Origin of the sequence: Shimia sp. (assembly GCF_965227725.1) — a bacterium.
Lineage (GTDB): Bacteria > Pseudomonadota > Alphaproteobacteria > Rhodobacterales > Rhodobacteraceae > Shimia.
In genome coordinates, this window is record NZ_CBDDGH010000001.1 from 304,205 (window position 1) to 325,069 (window position 20,865).

Genomic DNA, 20,865 nt, shown 5'->3' on the forward strand with positions numbered 1-20,865 from the left:
CCTTGGGGGAGGGCAAGGGTCGCACTGGGATCACTTCAAGCCATTACGCTTGAGAATATCATCCGCATTTTCCGACGTTACAGCTTCTGTCCCCATAACCACGGACTTCTCAACGCTCGCACCACCCAGATATGCCAGAGCCTGACGCAGCCCTTCCGCGCCCGGTGTCGGATAGAGGAAGGTTGCCGCAAGTTCGCCATTGGCCACCCATGTCACACCTTCTCCAGGAAGCGCATCCACACCGATGAACAGGATGTCATCTGCGCGTCCCGCATCTTTGGCGGCCAGATAGGCGCCATAGGCCATTGGGTCGTTGTGGCCATAAACCATGGAGATGTCTTCATAGTTGCGCAGGGCAGTAGACATGATGTCATACGCCGTGTCCTGCTTCCAATCGCCGGATTGCTGATCCAGCAGGAAAGTCACACCGGACTCGCCCTCAAAGGCTTCATGGAAACCGTTGGCGCGATCATGCGCCGCCTGCGTGCCCAGACCACCCCAGATTTCCACGATGGTGCCAGATGCGCTGCCCGCACCGCCGAGCTTCTCAAGCGCGAACTGGCCTGCAGCGCGGCCGATCAGTTCGTTGTCGCCGCCAACCCACTGCACAAACTTGTCAGTGTCCACGTTACGATCCAGCACGAACACTGGAATACCTGCGTCGGTGGCCTGCTCCACAACACCGGTCAAACCCGCAGATTCCTTAGGAGAAATCAGGATCGCGTCTACCTCCTGACGGATAAAGTTCTCCACATCCGCCACCTGCTTCTCGGTGCGGTCATTGGCATCGGCAATCAACAACTCAACATTATCATGCAGCGCCGCTTCGGCCCGCAGGTCTTTGTTAAACTGCACACGCCATGGCTCAACAGTTGTCACCTGCGAAAACCCGATGACGTAGTTGTCCGCCGCCAGCAGGGCCGTTGCGCTGGTTGTGAGTGCGAGTGCAGCCACACAAAGGCTCTTGCCGAAAGTTCTTCTTTGCATAATCTTCTCCCTTGTCATGTTTCAGCCATTTGGCTGTTTGGCAAATGCCCTGATCTCCGGTCCTCCAAACTGCGAGGTCAGGGCTATTTCTCTCCACGGATCTTGCGTTTCACCGCAGAGAGGAATTCTTCTATCCGGCCTTCCTGCAACAGGACGGCGGCAATAATGATCACACCTTTCAGGATCAACTGCGTGTTGCTGTCGATGTTGTTGAGCTGCAAAATATTGCTGAGGAAGCCAAAGATGAGGACACCTACGAAGGTGCCCAAAATCGCGCCCCTGCCCCCCATCAGGCTGGTTCCACCAATCACCACCGCAGCAATCGCATCGAGCTCCAGTCCAAGCCCGGCATCCGGTTTCCCCTGGCGGAACTGCGCCACATAGAGGATGCCCGCCAGTGCCGACAGCCCGCCCGCAATTGCATAGGTCACAATCGTATTGCGCTTCACATTGATCCCGGCCAGACGCGCCGCTTCCGCATTGCCCCCGATTGCCAGCAAGTAGCTGCCAAAGGTGGTGAACCGTGTCAGCACAAAGAATATTGCAAGGATCGCGAGGAAGAACAGCCCGGGCACCGGCACCACGCCCCACAGCAAGCTACGCAACACGTCAAACTCCTGTACTGCATTGCTGCCGGTATAGACCGGATAAACCGCTGTATCCTGTCCAGCGATCACCCGCGCCAGTCCCAGCGCACCCACCATCATTGCAAGCGTCACAATGAACGGCTGCAGACGACCATACACAATGAGCGCGCCATTGAGTGTTCCCATGATGATGCCCACACAAGGCACTGCAATGAGCACACCCATCACGCCAAACTTGTCATCTACCTGCAACCCCAGCCACAACATTGCTGCAAGTGCTACCACCAGTCCAATCGCCATCGATGGCAACTTGGAAGGTGCACTTGGCTGGTCCTTGGTGCCTGCGGCACGCATCTGAGATTGCACAAAGAAGATCAGTGCGGCCACAGCGACAAATAGGATCACCCCTGCGGCGGGTACCGAAAACATGCTCGCTGCGGTCCAACCCGATTGGGTCAACAACATCGCGCAGATCACCGTCCCCAACGCCATGATCGAGCCAACCGACAGATCAATCCCGGCAATGAAAATCACCAGCGTCATACCCACAGCCACAATGCCTGTCACGGAGACCTGCCGCAGAATGTCTGTCAGGTTACCTATCGACAGAAAGATATTGTTACCCTTTGACGAAAGCGGCGAGGTCAACGCACCAAACACAATTAGTGCGACGAGCCCCCAATAGAGCTTGGTTTTGTCCAAAATCTGCAACAACCAGTTGCGGTCAGCCTTGTGGCCAGAGCCGGATTTGGAGGCAGCGGGTGGTCGGGCGTCTGTCATACTCATGTCTCGGCTCACGCTTGGTCAAATTGCATCGAAAGGTCTTTGATGGCTTCAACGGTCATTTCGTCCCGCGTCAGTTCTCCTGCGACATGCCCGTCACAGAGCACGATCATGCGATCGCAGACCGCCATAAATTCCGGTATTTCTGAGCTCGCAAACAGCACGGAAATCCCTTGATCCGCCAGTTGTCCGATCAGATCGTAGATCTCGTCTTTGGCACCAATATCGATCCCGCGGGTGGGCTCATCCAGAAGCAGGATACTCGGCCCTGTGGCCAGCCATTTGCCAATTACGACCTTCTGCTGGTTGCCCCCGCTCAAGCGACCAACCACATGCTCGACACCAGTGGCAGCGACGCGCAGTCGGGAAATCGCACTCTGCGCTTCTGCGTCTCGCTGCGCCTTGGAAAGCAAACCAAATCGCGACTTCAAGGGTAAGAGCGGCAAGATCACATTGTCTGCGATAGAGCGGTCCAGCAGCAGCCCGTTGCCTTTGCGATCTTCGGTGATCAGAGCCAAACCATGACGCACAGCGTCAGAGGGAGTGGAAAGCCGCACACTCTCACCATGCACCACAATTTCACCAGAGAAGGTATCACCCCGCGCGCCGAAAATCGTTTCCAGCAACTCCGTCCGGCCCGCACCCAGGAGACCGCCAACACCCAGAACTTCTCCCCGACGCAGATCAAAGGAAACATCCTGCAGCACTTTGCGACCACCGGCTTCAGCTGTCAGGTCACGCACCGCCAATACCGTCTCAGCAGACGCTGGCGTTTCGCGGACGACCGGTTTGATTTCAACCGAACGCCCCACCATCATTTGCACCAGTTCCTCCGGTGTCGTATCTGCCGCCAACGTGGTGCCAATCATGTCCCCATCCCGCAGTACTGTCACACGGTCTGAGATCTCAAAGACCTCATCCATGCGGTGGGAAATATACACAATCGCCACACCTTGCTGCGCCAGATCGCGGACCACTTCCATCAGGATATCCGCCTCCGCTTGCGACAGCGCGCTTGTGGGCTCATCCATGATCAGCAGGCGCGCATCCATCAAAAGTGCACGCGCAATCTCAACCAGCTGCTGTTCTCCCACACGCAAGTCTTTCACCAAGGTGTCAACTTCCAGAGAAAAGCCAAATTTCTTCAGCGCATTTTGGGCTGTCTCGCGCAACGCGCGCTGATCCACCATCACGCCGCCAATCATGGGCTCCTGCCCAAGCATCACATTCTGCGCGACAGTCATCTCCGGGATCAGGCTCAACTCCTGATGCATGATCACGATGCCATTATCGTTGGCCTCTGCGGGAGAGTTGAACTGCACCTCCTGCCCATCGATCTCAAGTGTACCGAAGCTCTGCCCCTGCACACCGCTGATGATTTTCACAAGCGTGCTTTTGCCGGCGCCATTCTCGCCCATCAACGTATGGATCTCACCACCGGAGATCTGGAGCGTTACATCACGCAGTACACTCACTCCGGAAAACGATTTTCCGATCCCGTGAAGCTGCATTGTGATCTTGCTGTTCTGCGCAAGAAAATCCTCTTGCGCCAGCGTGGATGCTGGAATCATCCTCCTCCTCCCAAAGGCTGACGTTTCATATATAAAGCCGCTTCAAATATGAAGTGTCAACAGGATTTTGGGAGTTCGGAACACAAATAGGCAGCTTGGACCACCCCTTCCCCAGCCCGCACCAATGGGAAGACGTATCCCACAAACTGCCAGTCAAGGTGAAATCAAGCCGCTAAATAACAGCCCGGCCAGCACAAGGTCGCGGCAAAAGCATACCCCTCCAAAGCGCCCAGTGGCGGTTCATCACAAAGCTGATTAAGACCTATGTCACGCCAAGCTTATCAACAGCCGATCGCGGCGCAAATCCTGGCACGATAGGCCGAATTGGCAGCACTTTCTGGTGCAGCAGGCGCCCTTTGTGATGGGCATTCCATCACATAGTTCGCAGCCACGCCTCGATTGACACAATTGGACACATCCCAACCAGGAGGAATGTCGTTGAGATCCACTTGTTGCCATTTTGAATGGCCAGTTTGGCGCAGCTCAGAAAACCGAGACAAAACCGTATGCGCCACGTCAGAAACAGCTCTACAACTGGCACGGTGGTAACCGTTGCGACGCGGCTCGTACTCAAAAGTCATCAAAACCGCTTTGACCGCCACCGCGGGAATTGCGTCCTCTTGAAACGGATAGGTCTGTGCTGGAATTTCTGTTGGCACATAGACTGACTGCAAAACGGGGTCCTCAATGGGCACGAGGTGAAAGCGCTCAGGATCGATCTGACCGTTTAGAAAGATCTTTGTGGGCGCTCCGGCAACATAGAAAAATGCATCAAGCTCCCCCGCCAGCAATTGCGCCATCGATTCATCGGGGCCGATTTTTCGCAGCTCTCCGGCATCTATGCCCAGCAAGTCCATAAACAACGATGCGGTGAGAAAGGTCCCGCTGTCTTCAACGCCGATCGCGATACGTTTGCCATTCAGATCGGATGCAGACGCGATCTGACGCGTCGCAATCAGATGCACCTCCTCATTATAAAGTGGAAATGCGATACGAACGCCGGCGATGGCTCTCGCAATACCACTGTCGCTGGCCGAATAGGTTTTTAGATATTCAAGCACATCACTTTGGACGATACCGAACTGCGTAGCGCGTCGCGTTCGAACGCCCAGAAAATTCTCCAACGAACCGGCACTCTCTCGCACATTCAGGGTCTGTCCGCATTCTGACAGCAAATTTGCAATGTCTTGGCCAAACTGAATGTATGTGCCAGTCGGCCCGCCGGTAAGAATGTTCTTCTCAAACTCTTGCGCGGAAAGCGGCGCCACTTTGCCCACCAAAAGAAGCGAAGCACATAGAACCTGAAACGCAAATACCGCTAAAAACTTCATTTTAACCCCTAAAAAACGTACCAATTAACTCAACACCGCCCAAGACTTCGCACCAGCGACAACAAAGTTTGTCGATTTATGACGTCCATCACCGTTTCAAGGGCCTCATGGACACACATCCCCTCCTGCAAAATCGTCTGAAGTTTCGCAAGATCTTCCGAACGAAGCACCTCCAAGCCAGGAGCTTGGCGCAAAGCTGAGGCAACCAGGCTGGCGGGTTTGGAAGTGCCGTACGCGGCAGGTCCAGATGATGGCACCGGAGGGATCTCGGGAGCGGGCGCAGGCACAGTCTGCATCGAAGCCTTCAACTCCTCCAATTCGGCTTTGGCACCTTCAATCCGGCTGTAAACTGCTGCAAGCGTATCTTCCGCCTTAACTTGCTCTAGCTCCAGATCGAGAAGGACTTCCCTCTTCAACCGCTCTTCTGCGGCCAGCTGCGCCCGCGCCTCCCCAACGGAGCTGGCAGCAGCACTGGCTTCAAAAGCCATTTCACTCGCCATTTTTTCAGCCGCGAGCAAATCCAGATTGGCCGCGACGAGCTGTTGGCTTGCGCGGTCCAAACGATCCTGAACATCTACATATTCAGCCCTCGCGACCTTTAAATCCGTTTGGAGAGCCTCGATCTCGATGATCAGGCGATCTTTGTTTGCACCTACACTTTCAAGGTCAAGGTGGGCCGCGGACTGTAATGCAGCAAGTTCCGAAACCTGCTGCTGCAAATCTTGCTTTTGGCTTTCCAACCTTTGCATTTCAGCCTCAGCACGCTTTTGAAATTGACCGAGTTTATTTTGGCGATCCAGAAATTCAGAATTTAGCAAGGCAAGCTCTTCTGTCTTCTCGCGCTTGTGCGCCTCTAAAGCCTCATGCTCTCTTCGAAGTTGCTCGATCAAACCCTGTCGCTCAGATATCTCCGCGCGCGCCTGATCAAGCTCTGCTCTTAGCCTCGCCGACTCACTCCGAAGCTTGTCTGAGGGTTCTTGAATAGCGGGCCCAACAAGCGTATCCGCCCCTGCTGAAACAGCGCTCTGAGCATTCTCTTCTTGCGCACTGACCGGTTCGAACAAAAAAACAAACGAAAGGGCCGCAAGCATCAATTTAACCGAGTGACCCACAACCATCACCTGACGCTAACTAGCTAAATAAGCATCAGTATCATTTAGACACGGTTTAAAATCAAGACGCTGCTGATTTTCCAACTAAAAGATCAAAATAAATCTCTCGTGTTTACAGCGTGTTTTTTGGTTTCTCGTCGCAGGCGAATAACTGGATACTCGCAAAGCCTGTCCAAGCAGTCAAAAGGCCTACCCACTATTTCGTGCCTGTGGATGGCTATTAGATACACGTGCATTTTGCAGAAAATCGGACCGGACGCGCAGATGCGCTTTGCCGCCAATCTGCTGTTCAGATGCGACCTCTCTAGCGCCTAACACCGACAGTCAACCCTGTCGTCCGAGCGGGAGAAAAACCAATTACATGAATAGAAGGACGACTTCAGCGCTAGAGCTGGGAAAACTGCTAAAGTGGCGGAGGAGGTGGGATTCGAACCCACGGAGGGCGTTAACCCTCGTCGGTTTTCAAGACCGGTGCATTCGACCACTCTGCCACTCCTCCGACGCCCTCTCCCTAATTGGCCCAGCGCATGGTTTCAAGCGAAAAACCTGCGCAAAAACTTGCAGAGCACTTTGGACAGACTTTCCATGCAAGGAACCGCAGGCTACACTCTCTCCAAAGCGCTCCGGCATCTAACAAAGGGATGAACACATTCCGCGATGCAACCGGAGCTACAGGCGTGAGCGGGCAGAGGACAAAAGATGTATACACAAAAGAGCGTTTTGCGCGACAATTCAAAACGTTGGCTTATTGGCCTAGGCTTAACCGGGGCGGTATTTTTGTCCGCGTGCTCTGACATAGAAAACCCTTTCGCTAAGGGCGAAGAAGCGGCCGTGACCTCAGACGTTACGGGGCAGACCACCAAGCTGGTTGAACGCGATGTTGAAGCCCCCGAAGTCTTTTCAGCCTCCGAAGCCGGTCTTTGGGATGGCCGCCCTTCACTTGGCGGTGTGTGGGCCGCACACCCTGCCGTGGGAGATCCTGAACGCGTAATCATCCGCAATCAATCCAATGGGAAATTTGTGATCGGTGCCTTGTTCCGTCGGGAGCGCGAAATTCCAGGCCCGCGCATCCAAGTGTCATCAGATGCGGCAGAGGCGCTTGGGATGATCGCAGGACAACCTGTTGAATTGAACGTCACCGCCTTGCGCCGTGAAGAAGTGGCTGAGGAACTCCCCACACCCACTCCTGAAGAGGCCAGCGCGGAGCCAAGTGAAATTGCTGAGGTGCCTCTGGAGCCTATCGCCGCAGCAACTGCAGCCATCGCCGCGGCAGAAGCAAATGCGACTCCCGCAGCTCCAGAAACAACAGCCCGTTCAGAGGTGGCGCCGACACCATCCTCCTCAAACCTCGCCAAACCATACGTGCAGATCGGTATCTTCTCCGTACAAGACAACGCCAAGCGCGCCGCGTCTCAAATGGAAGCGGCCGGATTGCCATCACTCGTGCGCAAGACCACTTCTGGCGAAAAGACATTCTGGCGCGTCCTCGTTGGTCCTGCGAGCAGCAAATCAGGCCTGAAGACGATGACAGATACTGTGCATAGCATTGGCTTCACCGACGCCTATGCAGTGACGAACTAAGGGAGACCAAGCATTTGTTTCGATCGGCTCTAAAACTCCTATCCGCCAGTGCCTTGGCTCTTGGCATCGCCACTTCGGTCCATGCCTTCGAAACCAAAGCGAAAGCTGCCTTTGTGATTGACCACACAACAGGCACAGTCCTGATGGCAAAGAATGCTGATGATGCTTTGCCTCCTGCGTCGATGTCCAAGCTCATGACGCTTTACATGGCGTTTGAAGCTGTACGGGACGGTCGCTTGAGCATGACCGAAAAATTGCCGGTCTCTCAACACGCGATGAACTATGGCGGATCGACCATGTTTTTGGACACCACCGATCGGGTTTCTGTCGAAGACTTGCTCCGCGGCATCATCGTGCTGTCTGGCAATGATGCCTGCGCCGTGATTGCGGAAACTCTGAGCCCGGATGGCACCGAGGCAGGTTTCGCACGTCTGATGACACGGCGAGCCCGCCAAATGGGCATGACCAATTCCACCTTTGCGAACTCAAACGGTTGGCCCGCGCCTGGCCACCGTATGAGCATGCGCGACCTTGCGTTGCTCGCGAACCATTTGATCACGGATTTCCCTGAATTCTATCCGATGTTTTCAGAGACAGAGTTTGCGTTTGATGGTCGTGCACCCAAGAACACGCAAAACCGCAACCCTCTGCTCAAGCTGGATATCGGCGCCGACGGTTTGAAAACCGGCCATACCGTTGAGGCCGGCTATGGTTTGGTCGGCTCCGCCAAACAGGGCAACCGTCGCGTGATCTTCGCCTTCTCAGGCCTGGACACTGTTCAGGAAAGAGCCGAGATTTCGGAACAAATTGTCAACTGGGCCTTTCGTCAGTTTTCAGAAACGACACTGATCCGGCAAGGTGAACGTCTGGCTGAGGCGGATGTCTGGATGGGTAAGACACCACGCGTTGGCCTCGTACCCGCGGAAGACGTGGAGGTGCTGCTACCAGTCCTGTCTCGCGGCAAAGTCGAAGGCGAAGTGATTTATAATGGCCCTATTGAAGCCCCCATCGCACAAGGCCAGCGCCTTGCTGAATTGGTACTAAGCCCCGAAGGGCTTCCCAAAATGCGCATTCCGCTCGTCGCAGAAACCGATGTGCCTGAAGGCGGATTCGGCGTGCGCCTACGTGCAGCATCGAGCGTGTTGATGTCTCAATTTGGCCTTTTGGTTGAGGAAGCGTCGTGACCACTGGCTGCTTTATCACCTTTGAGGGCATTGATGGGTCGGGAAAGTCTACTCAAGCCAAAAAGCTCGCAGAAACTCTGAGATCTCAGGGGTTTGAAGTTGTTCTGACCCGTGAGCCCGGCGGCTCGGAAGGGGCCGAGCAAATCCGCTCATTGGTGCTGGAAGGAGATCCCGACCGGTGGTCTGCTGAAACAGAGATCCTGCTCTTCACCGCAGCGCGCCGCGACCATTTAGAACGCACGATTTTGCCTGCGATCGCTGCAGGCAAGGTGGTGATCTGTGATCGTTTTGCGGATAGCACCCGGATGTACCAAGGCCTGTCACGCGGCGATCTGCGCGCGTTGGTCGACAAGCTGCACAGCTTGATGATTGGCCGCGAACCAGACATGACCATTCTTATCGACATGGACCCTGCGGAAGGATTGAAACGGGCAAAATCGCGAAACACCTCTGAGGAGCGGTTTGAGGACTTCGGCGAAGGCCTGCAACGGCAAATGCGCCAGGGTTTTCTGGAGCTGTCAAAGGAATACGCTGACCGCTTCATCGTGATTGACGGTGCACGCAGCCAAGATGAGGTGGCTGCTGACGTGCTGAGCCACACCACCAACCAGCTTAAAGGTCTAGCCGCGTGAGCGACGAACAAGCGCCGGAACCTGATCGCGTTGAGGGCGCGCCGCATCCGCGCGAAACATATGCTTTGTTTGGGCAGGAGAGCGCGGAGGCCGATTTTCTCACGGCCGTGAATTCGCAACGGCTGCATCACGGATGGCTGATCAGCGGCCCCAAAGGTGTGGGCAAAGCGACACTCGCCTGGCGGATCGCACGCTTCTTGCTGACGTTGCCCCCTGAGGCAGAAGGTGGCCTTTTTGGTGATGCCCCGCCAGAGCACACCTCTCTGAACGTAGACCCGGAACATCCGGTATCACATCGTATCCGAGCTCTGTCTGAACCTGGCGTGTTCCTTCTGCGCCGCGGTTGGGCAGGCAGCACCGACAGCGCGCGCGACAAATCCAGGCAAGAGGGCAAGTTTGCTTCCGAAATCCGCGTAAACGAAGTCCGCGAGCTGACTGGTTTCCTGCACATGTCCATGGCTGATGGCGGCCGCCGGGTTGTGATCGTCGATAGCGCTGACGAGCTGAACGTAAACGCAGCCAACGCCCTTTTGAAAATGTTGGAAGAGCCACCCGCGCGCACTGTGATGTTGTTGATATCGCATCAACCTTCACGCCTTCTGCCGACGATCCGTTCCCGCTGTCGCGAACTACGCCTAAATCCGCTCACGCCGGAGGATATGCACTCGGCTCTCACTCAAGCAGGGTTTGAGGCCGCAGAGTCTCCGGCACTCTCCGAACTTGCCGGCGGTTCGGTTGGTGAAGCATTGCGGCTGCTGCAGCAGGATGGGCTGACGCTTTACTCCGAACTGCTTGCGCTGTTTTCCGCACGCCAGGGCTTTGATCGCCCAAGCGCTCTAAATCTTGCCAACACGATGGTCGGACGCGGGGCTGAGGCGCGCTTTGAGATGCTGTTGACCCTGCTGGACCTATTTTTGTTGCGCTTGGCGCGCACTGGCGCACTCGGCCAACCACCAATGGTCGAAGCAGTACCCAACGAGGCCCAAATTTTAAGCCAACTGGCCCACTCCCCTCACAAAGCGCGCCAATGGGCGCAGGTCGCGCAAGAAATATCAGACAGAACACAACACGGAAAATCTGTGAACCTTGACCCCGCCTCTTTGGTACTCGATACGGTCTTTAAGATTCACGAAACAGCGGTTGCTTGAGTTTTGACTGACCTACCTGAGATCACTGACAGCCATTGCCACCTCGATTTCCCCGATTTTGAGGGCCAGATCGACGACATCATCACGCGCGCCGCCGACGCGGGTGTGACACGCATGGTGACAATCTGCACCAAGCTGCGCAATGAACCTACAATCCGCGCCATTGCTGAAGCTCACGCGCCAATCTTCTATGCCGCAGGCACCCATCCCATGAGTGCAGCGGATGAACCCATGGCAACGGTTGATGAGCTGGTGGCTATCGCGCAACACCCAAAAATGGTGGGCATAGGTGAAACCGGTCTCGACTATCACTACACCGCCGAGACCAAAGAGGTGCAGCAGGTCTCGTTGCGCATACATATCGAGGCCGCGCGCCAAACTGGTTTGCCTCTCATTATCCACAGCCGCGACGCAGACGAGGACATGGCGCAGATCCTCACGGAGGAGCACAAAACCGGCAGTTTTGGCTGCGTGATGCATTGCTACAGCTCCGGTCCAAAACTCGCGCAGCAGATGCTCGATCTCGGCTTTTATCTTTCCATGTCGGGCATTGCCGCCTTCCCGCGCTCACAAGAAGTTCGAGATATTTTTGCGGCAGCACCCGTCGACCGCATTTTGGTGGAAACCGACGCACCTTACCTTGCGCCCCCACCCTATCGCGGCAAGCGCAACGAGCCCGCATATGTAGAGAAGACAGCGCGTGTTGGTGCTGAGGTTTTCGGCATGGAGTATGCCGATTTCGCAGCCCAAACACAGGCGAATTTTGAACGCCTTTTCAGCAAAGTCTTTCAGAAAGCCAACGCCGCATGAGCGCAACGCTGACTTTCACCATCCTCGGATGTGGCAGCTCGGGGGGAGTGCCCCGCATTGGTGGCCACTGGGGTGACTGCGACCCCAAAAACCCAAAAAACCGCCGTCGTCGCTGCTCTATGCTGGTTGAGAAGCAAACATCCGAGGGCAAGACGACCGTATTGATCGACACATCCCCTGACATGCGTGATCAGCTCTTGTCGGAGAATGTCGGCGCTTTGGACGGGGTCGTTTATACGCATTCTCATGCAGACCATGTGCATGGCATTGATGATCTGCGCATGGTGGTCTTTAACATGCGCAAACGGATTTCGGTCTGGGCGGATGGCGCTACACAAAACGACCTGCTTTCGCGCTTTGGCTACGCCTTTGTTCAGCCAAAAGATTCGCCCTACCCCCCAATCCTTGAGATGCACACCATTGGTGATGAGCCCTTTAGCGTCAGCGGCGCTGGCGGCGATATCACATTTGAACCGGTACGCGTAGACCACGGCAGCATCGATGCACTGGCATTTCGCATAAACGACGTTGTCTATATGCCAGACGTCTCTCAAATCTATGAGACATCATGGGGCCAGCTCAAAGACCTCGACTGCCTGATCGTGGACGCCTTACGCAGAGCTCCGCACCCGACACACGCGCATTTGGATCAAGCTCTCGCCTGGATCGAGCAGCTTGCACCCAAGCGTGCTGTTCTCACAAACATGCATATCGATCTGGACTACGAAACGCTCGCCGCCGAAACCGCAGACCACATCACACCAGCATATGACGGAATGAAAATTACCGTCGATCTTTAGCGACCTCACCGCCCAAAGGCTCTCACGATGCAAACTTTGATATCGGTGATCATGCCGGTCTTCATTCTGATTGGCTTTGGGTACTTGGCTGCATGGCGTGGCTATTTCAGCGCATCCAACGTCGATGGTCTCATGCGCTTTGCCACGAACTTTGCGGTCCCCGTACTTCTGTTTCGCGCCATCTCAACTCTCGACCTAGCGGCAGAGTACAATCTCAACCTGCTCGGCAGCTTCTACGGTGCAGCGTTTATCTGTTTCACCACCGGCATGCTGGGAGCAAAGTTCTTTTTTGGCCGTGATTGGGAAGACGCCACAGCGATTGGGTTTGTATGCCTATTCTCAAACTCCCTGCTACTTGGGCTTGCCATTATGGAGCGGGCCTATGGCGCTGACAGCCTGACCGGGAACTACGCAATCATCTCAATCCATGCGCCCTTCTGCTACGGGCTTGGCATTGCCACCATGGAGATCATGCGCGCACGGCGCACAAGCAAAGCGCGGATCGTGCCAACTGTGTTGAAAGCAATGTTCTCCAATGCGCTGATATTGGGCATCGCATTGGGATTTATCGTCAACCTTGGCAAGGTCCCCGTGCCAGCACCTGCCATGCACGCCGTGAACCTGTTGGCATCCTCCGCGTTGCCTGCAGCACTCTTTGGGATGGGTGGTGTGCTTTATCGCTATCGCCCCGAGGGAGACATGCGCACAATCCTGTTTTGCTGCGCTGTCTCATTGGGCCTGCACCCTGCGCTCACGTTCCTATTTGGCTCTCTGTCCTCTATCTCCGTCGAAAATATGCGGTCGGCAATTGTCACCGCCTCTATGGCACCAGGTATCAATGCCTATCTCTTTGCCAATATGTATGGCCGCGCGATGAGAGTCGCGGCCTCAACAGTGCTGATCGGCACCGCCTTCTCCGTGCTTACCGTATGGCTGTGGCTCGGCGTTTTGCCCTAAGTCCACCTTCAACTCTTGCATACCAGCACAGGAGCCACCAATTCCTAAGATGTTAAGGAATAGGAAGCGCTCATGACCCAAACTCCCATCCGTATAGACATCGTCTCTGATGTCGTTTGCCCTTGGTGCATCGTTGGCTATCGCCAACTTATGAAGGCGGCCGAAACCACGGGAGTTGAGATTGAAACATACTGGCATCCGTTTGAACTGAACCCAGACATGGTGCCGGAAGGCGAAAACCTTCGCGACCATATCATGCGAAAATATGGATCATCGGCCGAGCAATCCGAGGACTCTCGCAAGCGCTTGTCCGACATTGGCTCTGAGTTGGACATCGCGTTTGCTTGGACTGAAACCAGCCGCATCTACAACACCTTCGATGCGCACCAGCTCATTCACTGGGCCAGCGAACAAGGAAAAGCACGATCCCTGAAGCTCGCCCTGTTTGATGCCTACTTCATCGAAGGACGGGACGTGAGCGATAGAAATTTGCTTATTGAGGTCGCTCAAAGCCTTGGCCTAGACGGCGAAGAAGCGACAGCCGTGTTGGAGGATCAAAGATTTTCCGATGTGGTGCGCGAGAAAGAACGCTTTTGGACCTCGCGGGGCGTATCGGGCGTCCCCACGATGATCTTTGACGCCAAACACGCGACATCTGGAGCCCAGGGAGTGGCAGTCTTTGCCAACATCCTCACCCAACTTGCGGCACGCTAAGCGGCCTACTTAAAGACAGTAAAACGTCTTCAGTCTCGGACCCACTTGCATCCGGCAGAGCAATCCGAGCCTGTTCATTTCCATGCAAAATTTGACACGCCGGAATCAGCGATTCCGGCGTTTTTGTTTGGCAACTCACGCCGCCCCATTCCCCAAAAATTCGACTTTTTTCCTTGAGACATGGTTCATGCTCTGAGGGTCAGAACGCCCAATGAACCAGCGCAGAACAGGCCGCAAAACTGTCCTTTTTCAAGCTTTTGCCCAGCTTCCTGCCGAGCTCTTGCCACCCTGACCGCAGATGTTTCGCATTGTTCAGAAACGCCTCATCCGGACTGTTTCGGGGTAACGCGGTGTTAAGGCCTCCCAGCATAGGTTGCCTTCAATCAGCCAGTCCGAAAACGGTATCGAACCAAACCCATGAACACAGCAAACTCTTCCCCCCAACCAGACTGCATAGCGCTTCCGCAGCAGCTGGATTTCGCCCATTGCTCAGAACTACGCCAGGCCATTGAAGCTTCACGTGGTCAACCCTTGGCCTTGGATGCGCTCCATGTGGAGTTTCTTGGAGGCGCCGGTGCCGAGCTTTTGCTGGCCACACGTGCCGAATGGGCCGCACGCGGCCTGGCATTCGAAGTCAAACAACCATCCGATGATTTTCTAAAAGGTATGGAGCGGCTCGGCCTGCCCCATTCCAGTCTTCTTGAAAGGGGCAACGCATGACAACCAAGATTCTTGCAGTTGATGATTCCCGCACGATGCGAGCGATGATTCAAACCGCTCTTACCGACGCTGGATTTGACGTGGACTTGGCCGAAGACGGTATCGACGGGCTGGACAAACTGTCCGGTTCCGATCCTGATCTGGTGATCACCGACATCAACATGCCACGCCTCGACGGTTTCGGCATGATCGAAGGTGTCCGTGAGCGCCCAGAATGCGCTTCGCTGCCAATTCTCGTTCTGACCACCGAGAGCGGTGAAGAGCTGAAACAACGTGCCCGCACCGCCGGTGCAACTGGCTGGATCGTCAAACCATTTGATGCCGAAAAGCTGGTTGCCATCATCAATCGTCTGGTTGTCTGAAAGGAACTGAGTGATGTCCGATCTTCGTGACATGTTCTTTGAGGAATGCGACGACCTTCTTGAGGTTCTGTCGACCGGTCTGGATGATCTCCAGAACGGCAATTCAGACGCGGAAACCATCAACGCGATGTTCCGCTCTGTGCATTCCATCAAAGGCGGCGCCGGCGCATTTGGCCTGGATCGCCTGATCAAATTTGCCCACGCATTCGAAAACGTTTTGGACGATTTGCGTTCAAACAAAATCGATGTGGACCCTAACATCACCGCACTGATGTTCTCGGGTTTCGACCACCTGAGCGATCTTGTGGATGCAGCGCGGGAAGACAACGACATGCCAGAGAGCGAAGGCGCGTCAGTGCTTTCCGACCTGAAGCTTGTCACCCAAAATGCCAATGGTGGCGTTGCGGAAGAAGACGACGCCGCAGAAGTGTCCTCTGACGATTTCGTAGCGGTGACGCTGGACATGGGGCTGGACCTCGATCTTGGCGGCGATGGCCCCGGTGATCTTCCAGGTCTGCCTTCCCTTGAGCCAGTCGCAGAAGGCGCCACTCACTTCGTGGTCAAATTCTCCGCAGAACCAGTGCTCTACGCACGTGGGCACGATCCAGCGCTGCTGTTCCGTGCCTTGGGCGAAATGGGTGAAATGACCGTTGAGGCAGACACCTCGACCGTGGCTCCTCTGGAAAGCCTGCAAGACGCACCTGCGGCCATCGCGTGGACGCTTACGCTGCGTCCAGACGACGGGATTGACGAAAGCACGATCCGCGAGATTTTCGAATTCGTGGAAGGCCAATGCAAGCTCGACATCACCGAAGTTGCCGCTGAAGCCGCACCTGTGGTTGAAGCTGCCCCTGTTGTAGAAGAGATCGCCGCTGTGCCGGAAGCTGCCCCTAAGCCTGCAAGTCGTGCAAAGCCCGAACCTGCTGACAAGGAAGCGAAACAGGAGGCCAAAGGCGGAGACGGCGGAAAAAAGTCCTCTGAACCGCGCAACAGCACAATCCGTGTGGATCTGAATCGCGTCGACCGTCTGATTAACCTCGTCGGCGAGCTTGTGATCAGCGAAGCGATGTTGCGCCAGTCGATGAACGAGCTGCCGGTTTCGGCCAACAGCGCGGTCAGCGAAGCCATTGGTCAGCTCAAGACGCTCTCAGGTGTACTTCAGGAAAGCGTGATGGCCATCCGTGCGCAACCTGTACGCGGCCTGTTCCAACGTATGAGCCGCATCGTGCGAGAATCCTCTCGTCAGGCGGGCAAGACCTCTCGTCTGGTCATGGTTGGCGAAGCAACCGAGGTCGACAAGACCGTGACCGAGCGCTTGGTTGAGCCACTGACCCACATGATCCGAAACTCCGTAGACCACGGTCTTGAAAAGGCGGAAGACCGGGTCGCTGCGGGCAAGCCGGAAATGGGCACCATCAAACTGGAAGCTGCACACCGCTCTGGCCGTGTTGTAATCTCCCTGTCTGACGACGGTGCTGGCGTAAACCGCGAGAAAGTGCGTCGCAAAGCTGAAGAAAAGGGTTTGGTACGTCCTGAAGATGACCTGACGGACAGCGATATCGACAACCTGCTCTTCCGTCCGGGCTTCTCCACAGCAGATGAGATCTCTCAGCTGTCTGGCCGTGGCGTTGGTATGGATGTTGTGCGCTCTGAAATTCAGGCGCTTGGCGGCCGCATCAACCTTCAATCCGAGCCTGGCAAAGGCACAACGATCACAATCTCACTGCCGCTTACACTTGCGGTCATGGAGGGCATGCTGATTGAAGTGGCTGGCGAGTCTCTTGTTGTGCCAACTGTGGCGCTGCGGGAAACGCTGCAACCGGGTCAAGCCAATATCCATGACTTCTGCGACGGTGACCGTGGTCTTTCCGTGAACGACTCAATGTTACCGATTGTGGATCTTGGCGAGGCTTTGGGCTTCCGGACACCGCTGGAAGATCTCAGTGATCAATCGTTGCTGCTGATCGAAGGTGAATCCGGGCGACGCTCCGCTCTTGCCGTAGACGGCATCGTCGAGCAGCGCGAAGTCGTGATCAAAGGTCTGGAGCAGAACTATCACTCCATTCCCGGCATCGCAGCGGCCACCATCCTCGGCAACGGCAAAATCGCCCTGATCGTGGACACCGACCAAATGATCCCCTCACCGGGTAATGGCAACCCAGGACTGCGCAAAGGGTCCGAACTTGTAGAGGTGAACTCCTATGTCTGAACAAGCAACCATTGAAAAGACCGATAACCGCATCGAGATCGTGTCTTTCACCATCGGTGAACAGGCGTTCTGCCTCGACATCGGACACGTTCTGGAAATCCGCGGCTGGACAAGCACAACCACGCTTCCTCATGCCCCTGACTACGTTGTGGGTATGATGAACCTGCGCGGTGCCGTGCTGCCAGTGATTGACCTTTCCATGCGCCTTGGCCTTGGCAAAACCATCCCGGAGTCGCGCCACGTGATCATCATCGCGCATATCGATGAGAAGAGCGTTGGCTTCCTGGTGGACGCCGTATCCAACATCATCACGGTCAACACCGAAGAGATGAAGCCAACACCTGAAGTGTCTTCGTCCAAGACCTCGGCCTTCATTCGCGGCGTCTATACTCTCGAAGAGACGATCGTGCGTGCAATCGATGTGCACCAGATCATGCCTCAGGAAGCTCTGTCAGCAGCATGAACCAGGTGGCGCAACATACCCTTGAAGAGGGAACGATCAGCGATGCGGACTTCACCCGTATTGCGCAGCTTGTGCGGGAAATGATGGGCATCGACCTGCAACCACACAAGCGTACGATGGTTGCCTCTCGATTGTCTAAGCGCCTGCGCGCCACCGGTTTTGAGACCGTTGACGCATACATCGACTATATGCTGTCCCCGCAGGGCAAAGACGAACAATCGCGCTTTGTAAGCGCCTATACGACCAACATGACGCGCTTTAATCGCGAAGGGCATCATTTCGAGCAACTGGCGGAAGAGTTTCTGCCTGATCTCATGGACAAGGCGCGCCACGGCAAAAGAGTGAGGATTTGGTCTGCTGGATGTTCCAGCGGTGAAGAACCCTATGGTTTGGCATTCCATGTTTTGGATGCATGCCCAGAGGCCGCAAGCTTGGATGTAAAAATTCTGGCGACGGATATCGACACCGAAATTCTGGCAACAGCCAAGCAGGGTATCTATCCGACATCCTCAACCGCCGCCCTGCCAAACGGACAGGCAGAAAAATATTTCTCCCCTCACGAAGGGGCGAGAGACCGTAGTTCAGTCAGCGACAAAGCACGCGACCTGATCAGCTTTAGGCGTCTTAACCTGCATGGTGAGTGGCCGTTCAAAGGCAAGTTTGACATCATCATGTGTCGCAATGTTGCGATCTATTTTGATGCACCAACCCAAAGCCGTCTCTGGCGACGGTTTGGTGAACAACTTTGCGACGACGGGCTGCTCTTCTTGGGCCATTCCGAAGGGATCGGCCCGGAACATGCCGAACTGTTTCACACAGTAGGTCGAGGCGTCTTTTCGACAAGCACCTCCCGCGTCGGCGGCACGAACGCTCACGCATCAATGCACATGGGGAACCCAAAATGAGCTTGAAAGATAAGCTACATGTCCTGGTAGTGGACGATATGTCCACCAGCCGTGGTCTAATCACGCAGGCGCTCGATGAAATCGGGGTCGTCAACTACCGCACAGAAAATGATGGTGCAAATGCTTGGCGCAGCCTGGCATCGAAACCTGTCCACCTGATCCTGTCAGACTATAACATGCCTGGTATGGATGGTCTTCAGCTTCTCGAAGGTATCCGCTCCAACAAGGCAACTGCGCGTACAGGCTTCATCCTGATCACCGGCCGTGCAGACCCGGAAACCATCAACAAGGGCGTCAAGCTTGGGATGAACAACTTCATCAAAAAGCCATTCCAGACCGCCCAGCTTAAGGCCTGCATCGAAAAGGTCGTGGGGCCCCTGTAAGGGGCTCCCATAGAGGATCGCGTATGACAACTCGTACCACCGCAGATGTTTTGGCCACGATTTCCAAGGATGTGGCTGATCTCGCTTCCATCGCTCACGCGTTGGACAATCTGACCAGTGAGTTGGATTTGAGCGGCGCTGATCAGTCAAAAATTCGGGATTTACAGCGCGTGGATGCCTTGTTTCAGCATCTCGATGACATCGCGGTTTTGCTCGGCAACATGTCCAATATGATCGGCGCTGGCCCAGATCTCAATGTGCAGGATCTGAAGGACAGCGTCCGCTTGGACTACCTCAAATCTCGTCTCGCCAACGCGGACCAATCCATCGAAATGTCGCCTGATGCGGGCGCTGTTAACCTCTTCTGATCCACTAAGACTCAGCAACGAATTATTGGGATAACAACCATGAACGCCATGACCAAGATCGCCAGCACCGGCGCAGACTCTGCGGAAACAGAGGTCCGTTTTCCAGCTGAAAAAATTCTTGTTTCTGCAACAGATCAACGTGGCGTCATCACCTGCGTGAGTGAGACATTTTGCGAAGTCGCCGGCTACAGCAGCGACGAGCTGATGGGCGCGCCACATAAGCTTGTTCGCCATCCAGACATGCCAAAAGGCGTTTTCTATCTGGTTTGGGAAACACTCAAAGCAGGCCGGCCGATCTGCGCCTACGTGAAGAACCGGACCAAGTCCGGCGACTACTATTGGGTTCTGGCGGTGATGACGATCACCGAAAACGGTTTCCTCTCCTGCCGGATCAAACCCGAAACCGAGCTTTTTGAAAAAACCAAGAAGATCTACGCCACTCTGCTGCGCGAAGAAGCGCAAGGGCTCACTCCAGAGCAAAGTGCGGCGAAGTTTAAGGAAATGCTGGCGGAAGAGGGTTTCCCCAATACCGACGCCTATGGCGGCTTTGCCCTCAATGCCGAGTTCAAAAATCGTAACATCATCAGCCCCGAACTTGCTCAATCGTTCGCATCCATGGATGAATTGGAACTCTTGATCCGCGATATGCAGAAACTTGTCGACAACATCGAACAAGGTTTCGAGCGCGTGCGCGGCGAACCGGTTAACCTGCGCATCCTCGCAGGCCGGTTGGAAGGCGCAGGCGCGGCACTTGGCACCATTTCGCAGAATTACGATGCGATGGCCAAAGAGATGCACGGGTTGGTCGGCCGCCTCCATGACCCTGAAACCGGCGCTCTACAGCAGATGTACAAGGCCGTTGTCTACGGGCGATCAACGCTACAAACATCTCAGCTGTTTGATGAAGCCTTCAAAGCAGCTCAAGCGCAAGAGAACCAATCCGAAGCTGATGCGCGGATGCTTCAAGAGCATGGCGAGAAACTTCAGTCGCTCTGCCGCTCTCGCATCATTGAAATTTCCTCCATTGGCAAATCCATCCCCGATATCTGCCGCAGCCTCCGCCGCCGGATCAACGGTCTCGATGTGGTGAAGCTCCTTTGCAAAGTGGAAAGCGGCCGGATGCGCGACGTCGACAGTGGTTTGGACGGGATCATCGCCCGTTTGGAGAACTTTCACGACAACACCGACCGCCATCTGGCGGAGCTGTCCGGGAAAGCCTCGCAGGTCACGCAGAAAGGGGCGACGATTTAACAATCAC

At 55.3% G+C, this 20,865-nt stretch carries 21 protein-coding genes and 1 tRNA gene; 16 read left to right on the forward strand and 6 right to left on the reverse strand.

What is annotated here, in order from left to right; translation table 11 throughout:
* Positions 1–30: 30 nt before the first annotated feature.
* The 6 genes from ACO07T_RS01445 to ACO07T_RS01470 all read right to left on the reverse strand — a co-directional run bounded on the left by ACO07T_RS01445 (position 31) and on the right by ACO07T_RS01470 (position 6,870).
* Positions 31–987 carry a substrate-binding domain-containing protein gene (locus ACO07T_RS01445; protein WP_422047959.1) on the reverse strand — a complete coding sequence of 319 codons (957 nt, stop codon included), beginning with the start codon at positions 985–987 and terminating at the stop codon, positions 31–33.
* An 83-nt stretch (positions 988–1,070) separates the two neighbouring features.
* Positions 1,071–2,360, reverse strand: a complete 1,290-nt coding sequence (locus tag ACO07T_RS01450; protein ID WP_209065130.1) for an ABC transporter permease — start codon at positions 2,358–2,360, stop codon at positions 1,071–1,073.
* A gap of 8 nt (positions 2,361–2,368) precedes the next feature.
* On the reverse strand, positions 2,369–3,928 hold the full coding sequence (locus ACO07T_RS01455; RefSeq protein ID WP_422047960.1) for a sugar ABC transporter ATP-binding protein: 1,560 nt from the start codon (positions 3,926–3,928) through the stop codon (positions 2,369–2,371).
* Between the two features lie 281 nt (positions 3,929–4,209).
* The gene (locus ACO07T_RS01460; protein ID WP_422047961.1) at positions 4,210–5,259 is read right to left on the reverse strand and encodes a TAXI family TRAP transporter solute-binding subunit; all 1,050 of its coding nucleotides are present in this window, start codon (positions 5,257–5,259) and stop codon (positions 4,210–4,212) included.
* Positions 5,260–5,288: 29 nt separating this feature from the next.
* A complete protein-coding gene (locus ACO07T_RS01465; RefSeq protein WP_422047962.1) occupies positions 5,289–6,371 on the reverse strand; it encodes a hypothetical protein in 1,083 nt (360 codons plus the stop codon).
* Positions 6,372–6,780: 409 nt separating this feature from the next.
* Positions 6,781–6,870: transfer RNA gene (locus tag ACO07T_RS01470), tRNA-Ser, on the reverse strand.
* Positions 6,871–7,070: 200 nt separating this feature from the next.
* On the opposite strand from ACO07T_RS01470, the gene ACO07T_RS01475 reads away from it, so the two are divergent.
* From ACO07T_RS01475 to ACO07T_RS01550, 16 genes are all read left to right on the forward strand, one after another.
* Positions 7,071–7,952: an SPOR domain-containing protein gene (locus ACO07T_RS01475; protein WP_422047963.1), complete on the forward strand. Its 882-nt coding sequence runs from the start codon at positions 7,071–7,073 to the stop codon at positions 7,950–7,952.
* A gap of 14 nt (positions 7,953–7,966) precedes the next feature.
* Complete coding sequence (locus ACO07T_RS01480) at positions 7,967–9,136, forward strand: D-alanyl-D-alanine carboxypeptidase family protein (RefSeq protein ID WP_422047964.1); 1,170 nt, start codon at positions 7,967–7,969, stop codon at positions 9,134–9,136.
* On the forward strand, positions 9,133–9,768 hold the full coding sequence (gene tmk / locus ACO07T_RS01485; protein WP_422047965.1) for a dTMP kinase: 636 nt from the start codon (positions 9,133–9,135) through the stop codon (positions 9,766–9,768). Before ACO07T_RS01480 ends, tmk begins: the two co-directional genes overlap by 4 nt.
* Complete coding sequence (locus ACO07T_RS01490) at positions 9,765–10,916, forward strand: DNA polymerase III subunit delta' (protein WP_422047966.1); 1,152 nt, start codon at positions 9,765–9,767, stop codon at positions 10,914–10,916. Before tmk ends, ACO07T_RS01490 begins: the two co-directional genes overlap by 4 nt.
* A 3-nt stretch (positions 10,917–10,919) precedes the next feature.
* Positions 10,920–11,726 (forward strand): TatD family hydrolase, encoded by an 807-nt coding sequence (locus ACO07T_RS01495; protein WP_422047967.1) that lies wholly within the window; start codon positions 10,920–10,922, stop codon positions 11,724–11,726.
* Positions 11,723–12,526 carry an MBL fold metallo-hydrolase gene (locus ACO07T_RS01500; protein WP_422047968.1) on the forward strand — a complete coding sequence of 268 codons (804 nt, stop codon included), beginning with the start codon at positions 11,723–11,725 and terminating at the stop codon, positions 12,524–12,526. Before ACO07T_RS01495 ends, ACO07T_RS01500 begins: the two co-directional genes overlap by 4 nt.
* Before the next feature lie 27 nt (positions 12,527–12,553).
* A complete protein-coding gene (locus ACO07T_RS01505; RefSeq protein WP_209084404.1) occupies positions 12,554–13,483 on the forward strand; it encodes an AEC family transporter in 930 nt (309 codons plus the stop codon).
* Positions 13,484–13,555: 72 nt separating this feature from the next.
* The gene (locus ACO07T_RS01510) at positions 13,556–14,197 is read left to right on the forward strand and encodes a DsbA family oxidoreductase (RefSeq protein ID WP_422047969.1); all 642 of its coding nucleotides are present in this window, start codon (positions 13,556–13,558) and stop codon (positions 14,195–14,197) included.
* A 417-nt stretch (positions 14,198–14,614) separates the two neighbouring features.
* Entirely contained in the window at positions 14,615–14,917 is a 303-nt protein-coding gene (locus tag ACO07T_RS01515; protein WP_209065147.1) for an STAS domain-containing protein, read from the forward strand.
* A complete protein-coding gene (locus ACO07T_RS01520) occupies positions 14,914–15,279 on the forward strand; it encodes a response regulator (RefSeq protein WP_209065148.1) in 366 nt (121 codons plus the stop codon). The genes ACO07T_RS01515 and ACO07T_RS01520 overlap by 4 nt, the downstream gene beginning before the upstream one ends.
* 13 nt (positions 15,280–15,292) lie before the next feature.
* Complete coding sequence (locus tag ACO07T_RS01525) at positions 15,293–17,488, forward strand: chemotaxis protein CheA (protein WP_209065149.1); 2,196 nt, start codon at positions 15,293–15,295, stop codon at positions 17,486–17,488.
* Positions 17,481–17,951, forward strand: a complete 471-nt coding sequence (locus tag ACO07T_RS01530) for a chemotaxis protein CheW (RefSeq protein WP_209065150.1) — start codon at positions 17,481–17,483, stop codon at positions 17,949–17,951. The genes ACO07T_RS01525 and ACO07T_RS01530 overlap by 8 nt, the downstream gene beginning before the upstream one ends.
* Entirely contained in the window at positions 17,948–18,856 is a 909-nt protein-coding gene (locus ACO07T_RS01535) for a CheR family methyltransferase (RefSeq protein ID WP_422047970.1), read from the forward strand. Before ACO07T_RS01530 ends, ACO07T_RS01535 begins: the two co-directional genes overlap by 4 nt.
* A complete protein-coding gene (locus tag ACO07T_RS01540) occupies positions 18,853–19,239 on the forward strand; it encodes a response regulator (RefSeq protein WP_209065152.1) in 387 nt (128 codons plus the stop codon). Before ACO07T_RS01535 ends, ACO07T_RS01540 begins: the two co-directional genes overlap by 4 nt.
* Positions 19,240–19,262: 23 nt before the next feature.
* The gene (locus ACO07T_RS01545; RefSeq protein ID WP_209065153.1) at positions 19,263–19,607 is read left to right on the forward strand and encodes a hypothetical protein; all 345 of its coding nucleotides are present in this window, start codon (positions 19,263–19,265) and stop codon (positions 19,605–19,607) included.
* Positions 19,608–19,646: 39 nt separating this feature from the next.
* Positions 19,647–20,858 carry a PAS domain-containing protein gene (locus ACO07T_RS01550; protein WP_422047971.1) on the forward strand — a complete coding sequence of 404 codons (1,212 nt, stop codon included), beginning with the start codon at positions 19,647–19,649 and terminating at the stop codon, positions 20,856–20,858.
* The last annotated feature ends 7 nt before the right edge of the window (positions 20,859–20,865 follow it).